Genomic DNA, 14,186 nt, shown 5'->3' with positions numbered 1-14,186 from the left:
AAAAACATCTCTTTTGATTGCTTATTGAGGTTGAGAACTGTTGCTACTTATGTGTTACTTGCTTGTTGCTTATCTAACACATTTAAGCACATCTCAAACCGTCTGAATACTCCAAAAGCCCTGTAAACAGTAGCCTTGAAGCGTGCTGGAAAGCACAAAGATTATCTTTTTGAGAACTGAGGAGCTCTACGAGCTGCTTTGAGGCCGTATTTCTTACGCTCTTTCATTCTCGGGTCACGAGTTAAGAAGCCTGCCTTCTTGAGCTTGCCACGGAGATTCTCTGTGTCATACTGAAGAAGTGCTCTTGAAATGCCGTGACGGATAGCACCGGCCTGGCCTGTTACGCCGCCGCCTGATACTCTGCAAACGATGTCAAACTTCTCGTCTGTTTCTGTAAGAGCGAGAGGCTGTCTTACGATGAGCTTGAGTGTTTCAAGACCAAAGTAATCGTCAATGTCACGATCGTTGATTGTGATTTTGCCTGTGCCCTGATAAAGTCTTACACGAGCAACAGAACTTTTTCTTCTGCCTGTACCGTAAAAATAAGGTGTCTTATCGTACATTATCTTTTGCCTCCTTCAATTAGTCTTCAATCATTGCAGGCTTCTGAGCCTGATGATTATGTTCTGCACCCTCAAAGAGTCTTAATCTTAAAAGAGCTGCTCTGCCGAGTGTGTTTTTAGGAAGCATACCCTTAACGGCAAGCTCCATAGCCTTTGTTGGCTTTGTTGCCATAAGTGTATCGTAACGAGTTTCCTTAAGATGGCCGATATAGCCTGTGTGGCGCTGCCACTTCTTCTGTGTGAGCTTGTTACCTGTAAGAACAGCGTCCTTGCAGTTGATGATGATTACATGATCACCACAGTCAACATTGGGAGTAAAAGTAGCCTTGTTCTTACCTCTGAGGAGAGTAGCTGCCTGAGCTGCTACACGACCGAGTGACTTGCCGGCTGCATCAATTACATACCAGTTGCGCTCAACTTCGTTTGGTTTAGCTAAAAAAGTTGACATAACAATATCCTCCTGTATTTTTTCACTGTGAGATTGATTATATTACAATTTATGCCCATTGTCAACACTTTTTTGAAAAAATTTAATTTAGCTTTGAACAATCTCTCAAATACGTTTGTTTACTCTCATATACTCTCGTATACTCACATACTATTTTTTAAAATAATTTTCTGAAAATGCTGATAAATACTGAATTTTTTGAATTTTGCGCACATTTATTAAAAAAGCAAAAATTCACAATAAATTCACAATATGAATATTTTTCCGTCAAAAACGCCTGTTATTATATAGGCACAGTAAACGAAGGAGGTGAAAAAATTGAAAAATAAAAAGTCGGCAGTTCTTGCCTGCGTCACAAGTCAGTATAACTGTGACAGAATTATCCGAATTGCCAAAGAAATTGCCGACAGCTCTGATTGCGAACTCAGAGTTATGAGCGTTTTAAAACCGATGTCAGACTATTCGGCAGTAAGTGATGAAATCGAGTATCTTTACCTTATTGCAAAGGAATCAGGTGCAGATATGACCGTAATGTTTTCGGATGACGCACCAAAGGTTACTGCCGAATTTGTAGGTGACAACAATGTTGAACGCATTGTAACGGGTATGCACGACGGAAAAGACAACAGCTTTCTTGTAAAGTTTAACGAGCTTTCTCCTACAACCCCCATAACCATGGTTTCAAAGGACAATATGGTTTACAGTATGGATTTGTGCAGATCCTATTCATAAACTTTTTGATAAAATTTTTTCTCTCCACCAAACATACACAAATACAATTTTATTAACACCGAAGAATCGTATAAATCTTTCTTCTTAAAATATACTCTCTCCGAAAATGACCTGCTGTTTTTCAGTAGGTCATTTTCATATATATCTGCCGTTGGCAAACTATGTTTGCTACGCAAGCTATACAGAAACTGTTTCAACATAAGTTTATGTTGCCAACCAAATTATAAAAGCCTTGCAATTTTTTTACTTGCAAGGCTTTGTTGTGTTTAATTATAATGTAAAAAACATCGGAATACACCCGTCAATATAGTTGTAAGAATCCTTTTTCATAAACTCTGTAAATTCACAAAATCCATTTCTTTTGTAAAAGTTTACAGCCTCGGGTACTGAATACAATAAGATATAATCAAAAGAAATTGCTTCTTCGGAAATCTCAATCAATTTTTTCAAAACCTCACACAACATTAAATCGCTGAATTTAAAATCATCGTCATAAGATTTATGCTGATAGGTTTTATCTATTGCAAAATATTTTATTTCGGCTGCAGGATAAGTTATTGAATCATTTTCATAAGCTTTTTTCAGTCCTGATGCACAATAGGTACAATATCCGATTATCTGACCATTTGTTTCATCCAGAAAAACAAATGTAGTTCCTTCGTCATTTTCTTTCATCTGTATAAGCTTTTTGTCAAGTTCTTCTAAACCACAAGAAAATTCCTCAATTAATTCAATGTTAATTGAGGAAATTCTCTTAAATTTATATTTAAACTTTTTTACTTCTTCAAATCCCACTCAACATCACCTTTGTTGTGCTTTTTCAACCTATCCTGAAGAAGATGTTTTCCGGAATGTTCTTTTGCTTTTTTATCGAAATTTTCAACCTTATCAACAGCAACTTCAAATGTTTTATCCATTGGTACTGCAAGAACAGCCATATTAGTTTCCTCCTTCGTATTATTAATAGCACACCACACCCTTTTCTTTAGCATACAAATATCTGTATGCAACAAAAAAGTATTTATACTATCTGCTTTAATTTTAAACTAATAAACATATCTTGTCAATGATATATTCACAAATAATCAAGAAAGACCATCCAAAACGGATGGTCCTTAAACAGCAACAACTATACAATTAAAAAATCACCGAAACGAAAAAAACAGCCCTTATGGCTGTTTTTTGGTGCCGGTGACCGGACTTGAACCGGTACGGTCGCAATGACCGAGGGATTTTAAGTCCCTTGTGTCTGCCTATTCCACCACACCGGCAAATATATTTGGTGACCCGGACGAGAATCGAACTCGTGTTACCGCCGTGAAAGGGCGGTGTCTTAACCGCTTGACCACCGGGCCAAATATGGTAGCGGAAATAGGACTTGAACCTACGACACTTCGGGTATGAACCGAATGCTCTAGCCAGCTGAGCTATTCCGCCATGTAATACATGAATGTTGCCAACCGAAATCAGCAAGATTTATTATAGGGCAAAAAGGACGATTTGTCAACACTTTTTTTAATTTTTTTCAAAAAAGTTTTTCTCGTTTTAAAATCCGCTTTTCGGGCAGAAAAACACATTTTCTGCCCGAAACCACGAAATAAAATTTAACGGTTTGCCAATTACTCAAGAAAAGCCGCACCGATAATGCCTGCATCATTGCCAAGACTTGCCTTGCAGATGACTGTCTGCTTATCATTATGCTTTGTATATCTTTCCTTTTCAACAATTGTGCGGAGCGGAGCAAGAAGATTCTCGCCCTGATTTGAAATACCGCCGCCGATACAAAGGATATCCGGCTGGAAAATATTAATAATATTCACAAGACCGCAAGCGAGATAACCGATATACTCGTCAATTACGGTTTTGGCATTTGCATCACCTGCAAGAACAGCATCAAACGCAGTCTTACCTGTAACCTTGTTAATATCACCGTCACATGACTTGAGCATATAGCTGAAGTCGAAGTTCTCCTTGAGGATTTCCTGCTTTGTGAGGTTAATAAGACCTGTTGCAGAAGCGTATGCCTCCCAACAGCCCTTTCTGCCGCACGCACATTCCTTACCGTCTTTAACGATAACCATATGTCCAAGCTCAGCGCCTGCATAGTTAGAACCGCTGTAAATCTTGCCGTTAATAATGATACCGCCGCCGATACCTGTGCCGAGTGTTATTGCAATCGCATTTTTTGCGCCCTTTGCACTGCCTGCAAGATACTCGCCGAGGGCAGCAGCGTTTGCATCGTTTTCAACGCAAATCTTTGTATTCAGTCTTTCCTCCATCATCTTGACAACCTGCCAGTTATGGAAGAAAAGGTTAGCCGAATACTCTATAACGCCTGTTTTCGGATTAACCGCACCGGGTACGCCGATACCGATTGACTCAATATCGTCAATTGTGAGTTTTGCTTTTTCAATTGCCTTTAATGCAACATCTGCCATACTGTCGCAGATTTCGCTTTCGGGGCGGGGGACATTTGTCTTACAGCTTGCCTTTGCGATAATTTCGTAATTTTCGTCAACGACACCGGCTACAATGTTTGTTCCGCCCAGATCAATTCCGAGTCTGTACATAAACTGTCGGCACATCCTTTTCTTTTATTTTATACAAATATTTATGATTTATCAATTATGAATGATAAGAGTAGTTCGGAGCTTCTTTTGTAATCTGAATATCATGCGGATGGCTTTCGCGAAGACCTGCGCCTGAAATCTGAACAAATCTTGCCTTTTCGTGAAGATCCTTGATTGTTGCACAGCCTGTGTAGCCCATACCTGCACGAAGTCCGCCGAGCATCTGATAAATTGTGTCTGAGAGCGGTCCCTTGTAAGGTACACGACCTTCAACACCTTCGGGAACAAACTTGTTGTTACTTGCCTGGAAGTATCTGTCTGCACTGCCTTTGCCCATTGCTCCGAGACTGCCCATGCCTCTGTAAACCTTAAACTGTCTGCCCTGATAGATTTCGTTGTCTCCGGGGCTTTCGGCACAACCTGCAACAAGTGAACCGACCATTACAACACTGCCGCCTGCGGCAAGTGCCTTAACAATATCACCGCTGTACTTGATACCGCCGTCTGCGATTACAGGAATACCGTACTTTGATGCTTCACAAGCAGCGTCATAGATAGCTGTAATCTGAGGAACACCGATACCTGCAACGATTCTTGTTGTACAGATAGAACCCGGACCGATACCAACCTTAATAGCGTCTGCGCCGGCGTCAATAAGAGCCTTTGCTGCTTCTGCCGTAGCAATGTTACCTGCGATAAGAGGAAGGTTCGGATATGCTTTCTTAACCTTTGCAACAGACTGAACAACATTTGAGTTGTGACCGTGTGCAGAGTCAAGAACAACAACATCAACCTGTGATTCAACAAGAGCCGCAACTCTGTCAAGAACATCCTTTGTGGCACCGATAGCGGCACCGCAGATGAGTCTGCCCTTGTCATCACGGGCAGAGTTGGGATACTGAACGCTTTTTTCAATATCCTTAATTGTGATAAGTCCCTTAAGACTGCCATCCTTGCCGACAATTGGGAGCTTTTCGATTCTGTGCTCACGGAGAATCTGCTGAGCCTGCTTAAGAGTTGTGCCGACAGGAGCGGTAACAAGGTTTTCGTGCGTCATAACAGCAGAAATCGGCTGTGCAAAATCGGCTCCTGTCATAAAACGCATATCTCGGTTAGTGATAATGCCGACAAGCTTGCCGTCACGGCAAATCGGAACACCCGAAATTTTGTACTTACCCATAAGTTCATCCGCATCTCTTACCGTGTTCTCAGGAGAAAGGAAGAACGGATTAACGATAACACCGTTTTCACTTCTCTTTACTCTGTCAACCTGATCTGCCTGCTTTTCAATTGACATATTCTTATGAATAATACCAACGCCGCCCTCACGAGCCATGGCAATTGCCATATCTGTTTCGGTAACGGTATCCATAGCGGCAGTCATAAGCGGAGTATTAAGCTTGATTGTTTTGGTAAGATGAGTTGACACATCAACATTCTTTGGCTCAACATCTGATTCGCCCGGAATAAGGAGAACATCGTCGAATGTAAGGCCCTTCTTGCCAAATTTTTCGTCATAACTTGTATTCAGCATATTATTCCTCCATACTACAAAATTCGATTTTTATTGTTACCTATTATTATAACAAATCGACCTGTGATTATCAAGACGGAAAAAGTTATTTTAAACGAAAATTTTTTCAAACATTTCAATCGAGCGTTCAAGGATTCCACGCATATAGGCTATGGCGATCCCGTAGTTTGTGAACGGAACTCCGCTTTCCACCGAACGGTTCATTCGGCTGATTATCTCTCTTGAATTGAGCATACACGCACCGCAATGGATTGCAAGTGAAAATTCCGACAAATTATTCGGGAAGCCTTTGCCTGAGCTTGTCACGATTTCAAAATTTTTACCCGTGTAACTTTTCAGCAATCGGGGAAGTTTTACCGTGCCGATGTCATCGCATTGCCTGTGATGAGTGCAGCCCTCGCTGATGAGAATTTTGTCACCGTCATTAAGCGACTCAATTGCCCTTGCACCGTTTACGGCAGTTTTCAGAAATCCCTTGTACCTCGCCATAAGAATTGAAAACGAGGTCAGTTTGATATCGTTCGGCACAATCTCCGAAACAGGCTTAAACACCTGACTGTCGGTTATGACGAGCTTTGGTTTTGTACCGAGATTTTTCAGAGTATCGGCAAGTTCGCTTTCACGCACACAAACAGGGATTGCTCCGCTATCGAGCAAATCACGGATAACCTGCTGCTGCGGAAGAATTATTCTCCCCTTGGGGGCGGCGGAGTCAATCGGGATTACAAGCACAACAAAGTCATTTTTATTAACAAGGTCGCTGCAAAGCCTTTTATCGGATTTTTGTGCGTTTACAGCTTTTGCGATTTTATCCTTTAAAAGTTCGATATTCGTGTTGTTTTTTGCACTTACAAAGATTTTACCGTCAGTTGTATTATCGAGTGTATTAACAAGCAAGTCGCATTTGTTGAACACAATAAGATACGGAATTTTCTTTTCCTCAAAAAGCGATACAAGTTCGTTTTCAACCGAGGTCATTCCGATTGTTCTGTCAACCACAAGCACGGCAATGTCAACACGGTTCAGCACGGCTTTTGTGCGTTCAACACGCATTGTGCCGAGAGTTCCTCCGTCATCAAAGCCTGCCGTGTCGATTATCACAACAGGACCGAGCGGAAGAAGCTCCATTGTCTTTTCCACAGGATCGGTTGTTGTGCCTTTTTTGTCCGATACAAGCGACATATTTTGATTTGTGACCGCATTCACAACGCTTGATTTTCCTGCATTTCGTCTGCCGAAAAATCCGATGTGCAGTCGTTCCGACGACGGTGTATCATTCATTCCCATTACGCCCTCCGTCAAAATCTGAAATCTCTTTTATTGTTGTTTCTTATGTCAAAGATATGTTCTTTTGCAATGGTGCGAACTTTTTCGTTGGGGATTTTTTCGAGTTCCTGCTCAATGAGTTTTTGACCGACATTCCTTGTATCGTTACTTGCATAATCAACAAGATATTCTTCAAGCGTCATAAGGGCGTTGGGGTGGCAACAGTTCTGAATCTGACCGCTCTTGCAAAGCGACATAAAGCGGTCACCCGTTCTGCCCTCACGGTAACAGGCGGTGCAGAATGACGGAATATAGCCGAGATTCATAAGCCACCTTACAACCTCATCAAGACTGCGGTTGTCGGAAACATCAAACTGAGCCGAATTTTCTTCTTCCGATTCGGGTTCGTCATATCCTCCTACGCTTGTTCGTGAGCCTCCGCTGATCTGAGAAATGCCGAGTTCAAGCACCTTTTTGCGAACGCTTTCGCTCTCTCGGGTTGAAATAATCATACCCGTGTAGGGAACTGCAATTCTGATAATTGCGACTATTTTTGCAAAGGTTTCATCGTCAATTCCGTTGTCAAAATCATCGGGATTTATATCGTCTGCCGCCTTGATTCGGGGAACGCTGATTGTGTGCGGACCGACACCGTGAACAGCCTCAAGATGTTCTGCGTGCATAAGAAGTCCTGCAAGTTCATAGCGGTAGAGCTCAAGCCCGAAAAGCACACCGATTCCCACATCATCAATACCGCCCTGCATGGCTCTGTCCATTGCCTCGGTGTGGTAATTGTAGTTGTGCTTGGGACCTGTTGGGTGGAGCTGTTCATAACTCTTTTTATTGTATGTTTCCTGAAAAAGAATGTATGTGCCGATTCCGGCTTCCCTGAGCTTTTTATAATTTTCAACGGTTGTTGCGGCAATGTTCACATTAACCCGTCTGATTGCACCGTTCCTGTGATTGACCGAATAAATGGTCTTTATGCAGTCGAGAATGTACTCAATCGGGTTGTTTACGGGATCTTCGCCTGCCTCAATCGCAAGACGCTTGTGTCCCATATCCTGAAGTGCGATAACTTCTTTTCTGACCTCATCCTGTGTGAGCTTTTTACGGCAGATGTGCTTGTTCTTTGCATGATACGGGCAATAGACACAGCCGTTTACGCAGTAGTTTGAAAGATAGAGAGGGGCGAACATAACAATTCTGTCACCGTAAAAATCCTTCTTAATCTGACGGGCAAGGTTGTAGATTTCTTTGATTCTCTCTTTATCTTCACAAGCTAAAAGAACGCTTGCCTCACGGTGATTGATACCCTTTTTGAGCATTGCTTTTTCGATTATTTTATCGACAAGTTCAAGGTTATTTTTATTTTCATCGGCAAATTTCAGGGAATCAAGAATCTCCCCGTCATTGATAAACTCCTCCGCTTTGAGTGAATTTTTATCGTATCTAATCATAATAATCATCATAGCCTTTCAGGCAACAAACAGTTTATTAAAAATCACCTAATTAACCTGCGTTGCCTGAACAGGCGTAAATGATGATTTCAGCCATCTCAAAATTATGCCAAAGGCAAATTTTGAGGGCAATATATTATAATAGTGTAATAGTGTGATTTTTCACACTATTACTCTGTATAATCTCCTCTGTCAGTTACGATTTCGTAGCCGATTTTTTTCATTCTGTCTGCAAGACAGCCGATACACTGCGCCGCTTCGTCTCCCGTACAGATTTTGTTATCGTAGAGCGAGTAATCCTTTCTGTGCTTAACAGGGGAAAGGTTGGGCATTACAACATTTGCACCGTGAAGAATGCCCTTTTCCCGACCAAGCGGATCGACCGTACCTAAGGCGGTTGTTGCCGGCAAAAGAATATTCGGTTTTAAAAGCCTTATTATTGAAAGCAACATAAGCACAAGGCTTACATCGCCATGATTTTCGTTTTTAAATTTTGTGTCTTTGTGCGGTACAAACGGACCTATTCCGCACATTTCGGGACTTAATTTTTCAATAAATTTTAAATCCTTGACAAGCATTTCGGGAGTTTGGAACGGTGAGCCAACCATAAATCCTGCGCCTGTCTGATAACCTATTCTCTTTAAATTATACAGGCATTGCATTCGGTTTTCAAGTGACATTTCGGGCGGATGCAACATGGAATAGTGCTTTTTGTCGGCTGTTTCGTGACGGAGAAGATATCTGTCCGCACCGCTGTCAAAAAGTCTTTGATAGCTTTCATACGACCTTTCGCCAAGCGAGAGCGTTACGGCACAATCGGGAAATCTATTTTTTATTTCCGACACAATGTCGCACATCACATCATCTGTAAAAAATCCGTCCTCACCGCCCTGCAACACAAATGTGCGGAATCCGAGTTCGTGTCCGTTTTGGCAACATGAGAGAATTTCATCCTTTGAAAGTCGGTAACGCACGGCATTGCCGTTTGAACGGCGAAGTCCGCAGTAAAAGCAATCATTTTTGCATATACTTGAAAATTCAATCAAGCCACGAATATAGATTTTGTTGCCAAAAATTCTGTCGGCAGTATCTCTTGCACATTTGCGAAGATATTCAAAATCTTTTTCGTCGTAAGTTGTAATCAGCTGTAAAAGTTCGCTTTCACAGGCTGTGTGCATGGTATTCAGTTTTTGAATAATTTCAATATTCCTCATAATTTTTCACATTAAAAGAGGACGGCATTTCTGCCGCCCCCAAACAGAGAATACAGCATTCTCCGTAAAATTCAAATAGTTTTCAGCATTAAAAGCTTCTGCTTCCGCCGCCCGATGAACCGCCGCCACCGGAGGAGCTGCTTGATGAACCACCCGAGCTGTCGGAATCACTCCGGATTCTCGTAACGGAAACATGCTTTGTCAGGAAGATATCCTTTTTGTCGGTAAGCATAGTCTTGCTGTTTTTCTTGAGGTCATAAGTTCCTGCTTTGCCGTTGTGCTTGTAACGGTTTTTCACTACAATAACAACAATAACGGCAACAATGATTGAACCGCCTGCAATGACAATGCCGTAATGCTTTACGACATAGAGGAATTTGTTATCCTCTTTTTCCTGCAAATCAATATTTTTATTTGACTTGTCATCGTCAATACCCTCGTCATAGTAGTGGTCAACATAATAGAGGAATTGTTCGGCAGCACTGTAATAGTTGCCTTGCTTCATATCACGCTGAACATCATCAAGAAGAGTATTAACACGGCCATCGCCGAAATAATACATCGCATCGCCTTTTGTTCTGAAGTCGATTGCTCTGCCTTTCATATCAATCGTGAGTATAACGCCCGCCGTAGTTTTGCCGTATTTGTCGGCATAATAACGGTTTGCAAACGGTTTGATATCATCCTCGGTTTTGCCCTCGTTGTTAGTATAGATAACCGCAACCCAGCCTGTTTTTTGAGCAAAAGCGTCAAGTTCCGCCTGAAGCTGTGTTTCTTCCTCCGAGGTAAACAGTTCGGCATCATCACGGAGTTCTGTTTGTCCCGCCGCAAAAACAAAGAGCGGAGTGCAGAAAACCATAATCATTGCCGCAAGCATTGCGGAAAGTCTTTTTGTAACATTCATCATAAGAACAACAGACCTCCCAACAAGCCGAGTGCCATAAGCGCTGCGGCAATAATTGCAGCGAAAGCAAGAAGCTTTCCTGCGGAGGTAGGAAGCTCACCGTAGGTTTTGCCCGTCTGACCGTTAACTGCAAACGGCAGAATTTTACCCCTGTATTTATAGGTTACAACCCAAACGGGCAAGAGGGTATAGTTCCAATTTTCAAGGTCGATTTTATCATTGTAGTTCTGAATCTGAACGGCACTGTATCCGCTTGCCGTGTCTTTCATAAGCTGTTGACAGTAGCCGTTGATTCTTGTTTGAACTGCCTGTGCAACCTCATTTTGCTCAATATCACGCTTTTCTGCCTGAAAACCCGAAAGATAGGACATTGCAAACGGGTGAGCCTCGCCCAAATCGTAAGGGTGTACGCATTGGAGCATATCTCTGTCCTGACCTTTTAACGCTCTTTCAAAAACATTATTTACAATCAGATTGCCTGCTCTGTGGAGCTCAAAAACCTTTGTTTCCGTGTAACGGTCATCTCCGACAGTCCACGAACGAACCTTTTCGCCCTTTGCAACCATCTGTGCGCTACGCTGTTCGTCAACATACCAATACGGAAAATACACACCCGTGAGTTTGTCAAAATGCTTTTCGCTGACAAAATTCTTCGGCAAAAACCATTTCCTTTTGCACATTTCAAGAAACTTGTCAATTGCCTTCTGCTTTGAAAGCTTGAACGGAATCACACGGTCGGGTTTAAATTCACCCGAAAGTCTGCCGCCGAGAACAACAGGATTCTGACAATAGAAGCAGGTTGTTGCCGCAGTTGATGCTGTTGTAACAACCTGAGCACCGCAGCTTGGGCAGTTGTAGATAACAGCCTCTTCCTCAGTTTTGTTTTCTGCCTGTGCGCTGTCATTGCTCTGCGCCTGCTTGGCGGCATTCTCTTTAGCCTTTTCCTGTTCCTTTTTCTCCTGCTTTTCTGCGCTGTTCTCTTTTTGCTCCTTCTTGGCAAAAAAATCCTGAACATACTTTTCCGTAAAATCGGACATACAGTATTCACAACTGAACATCTGCTTATCGGGATTGAATTTCAGCGGAGCGGCGCAGTTCGGACAGGTGTAGTTTACAGTTGCCATAACTTACCCCTTATAATTAAATTCTGAAACATCCCCCTCCGTTTGAGAAGAGGGATTGTTTGTACTTAAAATTCAGATTATTCTGTCTTTGTACCGCACTCGGGACAGAACTTTGCATTTGCAGAAAGCTCATATCCGCAGTTTGTGCAGAAACGCTTTTTGGGAGCCTCGGGCTTCTTTGAACCGCACTCCGAGCAGAACTTGCCTGTGTTTACCGCACCGCATGAGCAAGTCCATGAGCCTGCGGCTGCACCGCCTGCCTGCGGAGCGGGAGTCTGCTGCGGCTGAGCCTGTTGCTGCGGCTGAGCCTGTTGCTGCGGCTGAGCCTGTTGCTGTGGCTGAGTCGGCTGCTGCTGACGGTACTGCGGATTCTGCTGATAACCGCCCATGATATTTCCGCCGGCATTCATACCTATGCCCATGCCCATAAAGCCTGCCATTGCACCGTTTGCATTTGAGCCGGCATCTTTAAGGCCCTCTGAAATATTGGCTGCAACATAGCCTTGCTGAACTGCTGCATCCGAGAGCATTGCGCCCTTGTTGCGCATATTGATGAGCTCCTGACTGTCCTCTGTGTAGGAAACATCCATACCAACGGCAAAGACTTCCATACCACGAGCCTGTGTCCATTCCTCATCAAGCGTCTGTGCCATATACTGACCGATAAGACGCTGTTTTGACTTGATAAAGCTGATTCTCTCACCGTCGGCGGAATACTGGTTGATTGCAGAACCGAGAGCGCCGACGAACTCCTCGTTATACTGCGCTCTTACATCTGCGAAATCAACAGACTTGTTTTCCGTAACAGCCTCTCTCGGAATAACCTCCTGATAGAACTTGAACGGCTCAACAACCTTGATTGAATATGTACCGTGAGCACGGAGCATAAGCTCTGAATTGTAAAAATTGTCAAAGTAGTTTACGGGAGTTGATGTTCCGAAAGGAATACCCTTGATTTCCTGAAGATTTATATAGAAAACTCTCTGAGCCTGTGAGGGGATTCCGCCGTACTTAATACGGTTAAATGTTTCCTTGATCGAATCACCGAACTGACCGCAGAAAAGTGACGGCATTGAGCTGTTATTTACCTTAAAATAACCCGGCTCTGCAGTAAAGTCAACAATCTTACCGCCGTCAATAAGAATCATCATCTGGTTATCGTAAACATGAATTACAGAACCGTTTGATACGATGTTTTCAGAACCCTTTTTGTTCTGACTTTTGCCGTTCTGCGAAACAAGCTGACCGGGACAGATGAGGGTGTTGTCGCCCATAGGGGACGGTTCAATGACCTCGAGCCATGAATCTGCGAGTCCGCCTCCGACTGCATTTATCGCTGCTTTAATAATACCCATAATTTAACTCCTTAATTTTTGTAGCTTATAGCTGATTTTTCAGATGTTGCTGTTACACTAATAATAATATGTTTGAAGAAAAATTTCAATACTATTATTAAAAAACAGGCTGAATGGCATATGTTTTTTTATTGTTCCAAAGTTTTGCCATCATAAATAATGCAAAAAGACGGTCGGGAAGAGGGCATTTGGCTCTGACAACCCGACCGTCAAACTTTCAGAATTTTCTCTGTTGAAGTGTCTGTTCGTTTACGGAATTAAACTTCCACGAACGAATGTTAATTTCTTTTATTGCAGTTCCGCAGAACTGACAAAATTTTTCTCCCAGCGTTTTTACGGGAGCGCCGCAGTTGGGGCAATTCACTCCGAGAGCGGTTGCTCTGTTATGAAGCCGGTCAGCGTCCTGAACATACATCAACCCAACCTCATATATTGTCTGCATTCTGTTCTCTCTGCTGCCAAAGGTCACCTCATTGTTCATATCGGTAACATACGAAAAGTAACCGACGGACGCCTCAAAAAGTATCGTTACCGTTGCACCGTTTTTTATATAGCGGGCAATCTGAACATCGTAAATATTGACATCCTCATAGTGCTGTGTATTTGCAACAGATGAAAGCTGGTCGATAATTCCCTGAACATAGTTTGTAAAATTCGGAGTGACCTCCTCCGCGATAACGCCGAGCCTTTTTGACTCAACCGCCGAAAAGTAGTTTCGCAAAAGTGAACGGGTTTTGTTCATATACTGCTCAACATCAAGCTCGGGAAAATCCTTTTTTATCATTGGCATATAAACCGAGGTCATTCCGTGAAGCGAACGGGGAGTTTCACGCATTTGCTCCTGATCCTCTTTAACGCCCTGAATGCCCTCTATAAGGGAGCTTGTACCGAACAATGTTCTTGAAAGATGTCTTATCTTACTGACAATTACCGTAACTATAATTGCTATTGCAAGTACGACTATCGACACAGAGATGATTGTTGCAATTGTATCCGGACTCATATGATTGTACCCT

14 protein-coding genes and 3 tRNA genes are annotated in these 14,186 nt (G+C 42.6%); 1 reads left to right on the top strand and 16 read right to left on the bottom strand.

What is annotated here, in order from left to right; translation table 11 throughout:
- Positions 1–161: 161 nt before the first annotated feature.
- Both rpsI and rplM read right to left on the bottom strand, forming a co-directional pair.
- Positions 162–563, bottom strand: coding sequence for a 30S ribosomal protein S9 (rpsI, locus tag QDI94_RS08095; RefSeq protein ID WP_015522999.1), 402 nt, complete (start codon positions 561–563; stop codon positions 162–164).
- Between the two features lie 19 nt (positions 564–582).
- Positions 583–1,011, bottom strand: coding sequence for a 50S ribosomal protein L13 (gene rplM / locus QDI94_RS08090; protein WP_015523000.1), 429 nt, complete (start codon positions 1,009–1,011; stop codon positions 583–585).
- A 318-nt stretch (positions 1,012–1,329) separates the two neighbouring features.
- On the opposite strand from rplM, the gene QDI94_RS08085 reads away from it, so the two are divergent.
- A complete protein-coding gene (locus QDI94_RS08085; RefSeq protein WP_278475272.1) occupies positions 1,330–1,743 on the top strand; it encodes an adenine nucleotide alpha hydrolase family protein in 414 nt (137 codons plus the stop codon).
- A 270-nt stretch (positions 1,744–2,013) separates the two neighbouring features.
- On the opposite strand, the gene QDI94_RS08080 is transcribed toward QDI94_RS08085, so the two are convergent.
- From QDI94_RS08080 to QDI94_RS08015, 14 genes are all read right to left on the bottom strand, one after another.
- On the bottom strand, positions 2,014–2,538 hold the full coding sequence (locus QDI94_RS08080) for a GNAT family N-acetyltransferase (RefSeq protein ID WP_215639261.1): 525 nt from the start codon (positions 2,536–2,538) through the stop codon (positions 2,014–2,016).
- On the bottom strand, positions 2,520–2,681 hold the full coding sequence (locus tag QDI94_RS08075; protein WP_021883900.1) for a hypothetical protein: 162 nt from the start codon (positions 2,679–2,681) through the stop codon (positions 2,520–2,522). Before QDI94_RS08075 ends, QDI94_RS08080 begins: the two co-directional genes overlap by 19 nt.
- Positions 2,682–2,926: 245 nt before the next feature.
- Positions 2,927–3,014: transfer RNA gene (locus QDI94_RS08070), tRNA-Leu, on the bottom strand.
- Between the two features lie 9 nt (positions 3,015–3,023).
- Positions 3,024–3,098, bottom strand: a tRNA-Glu gene (locus QDI94_RS08065).
- Between the two features lie 5 nt (positions 3,099–3,103).
- Positions 3,104–3,180: transfer RNA gene (locus QDI94_RS08060), tRNA-Met, on the bottom strand.
- Between the two features lie 182 nt (positions 3,181–3,362).
- Complete coding sequence (locus tag QDI94_RS08055; protein ID WP_015523003.1) at positions 3,363–4,313, bottom strand: ROK family protein; 951 nt, start codon at positions 4,311–4,313, stop codon at positions 3,363–3,365.
- Between the two features lie 55 nt (positions 4,314–4,368).
- Entirely contained in the window at positions 4,369–5,847 is a 1,479-nt protein-coding gene (guaB, locus tag QDI94_RS08050) for an IMP dehydrogenase (protein WP_181980540.1), read from the bottom strand.
- Between the two features lie 90 nt (positions 5,848–5,937).
- Positions 5,938–7,134, bottom strand: a complete 1,197-nt coding sequence (gene hydF / locus QDI94_RS08045; RefSeq protein ID WP_278868225.1) for a [FeFe] hydrogenase H-cluster maturation GTPase HydF — start codon at positions 7,132–7,134, stop codon at positions 5,938–5,940.
- Between the two features lie 11 nt (positions 7,135–7,145).
- The gene (hydG, locus tag QDI94_RS08040) at positions 7,146–8,573 is read right to left on the bottom strand and encodes a [FeFe] hydrogenase H-cluster radical SAM maturase HydG (RefSeq protein ID WP_278868223.1); all 1,428 of its coding nucleotides are present in this window, start codon (positions 8,571–8,573) and stop codon (positions 7,146–7,148) included.
- Between the two features lie 170 nt (positions 8,574–8,743).
- Positions 8,744–9,787: a [FeFe] hydrogenase H-cluster radical SAM maturase HydE gene (gene hydE, locus QDI94_RS08035; RefSeq protein WP_278868221.1), complete on the bottom strand. Its 1,044-nt coding sequence runs from the start codon at positions 9,785–9,787 to the stop codon at positions 8,744–8,746.
- A gap of 88 nt (positions 9,788–9,875) precedes the next feature.
- A complete protein-coding gene (locus QDI94_RS08030; protein ID WP_278868220.1) occupies positions 9,876–10,694 on the bottom strand; it encodes a TPM domain-containing protein in 819 nt (272 codons plus the stop codon).
- Positions 10,691–11,815: a hypothetical protein gene (locus QDI94_RS08025; RefSeq protein ID WP_046431065.1), complete on the bottom strand. Its 1,125-nt coding sequence runs from the start codon at positions 11,813–11,815 to the stop codon at positions 10,691–10,693. Before QDI94_RS08025 ends, QDI94_RS08030 begins: the two co-directional genes overlap by 4 nt.
- Before the next feature lie 77 nt (positions 11,816–11,892).
- Positions 11,893–13,170, bottom strand: coding sequence for an SPFH domain-containing protein (locus QDI94_RS08020; RefSeq protein ID WP_278868218.1), 1,278 nt, complete (start codon positions 13,168–13,170; stop codon positions 11,893–11,895).
- 217 nt (positions 13,171–13,387) lie between these two features.
- Positions 13,388–14,173: a zinc ribbon domain-containing protein gene (locus QDI94_RS08015; RefSeq protein ID WP_101070672.1), complete on the bottom strand. Its 786-nt coding sequence runs from the start codon at positions 14,171–14,173 to the stop codon at positions 13,388–13,390.
- Between the last annotated feature and the right edge of the window lie 13 nt (positions 14,174–14,186).

Source organism: Ruminococcus bromii, assembly GCF_928721825.1.
Classification (GTDB): Bacteria; Bacillota; Clostridia; order Oscillospirales; family Acutalibacteraceae; genus Ruminococcoides; species Ruminococcoides bromii.
The sequence above is the reverse complement of the archived record's forward strand: the minus strand, read 5'-3'. Positions and strand labels throughout refer to the sequence as shown.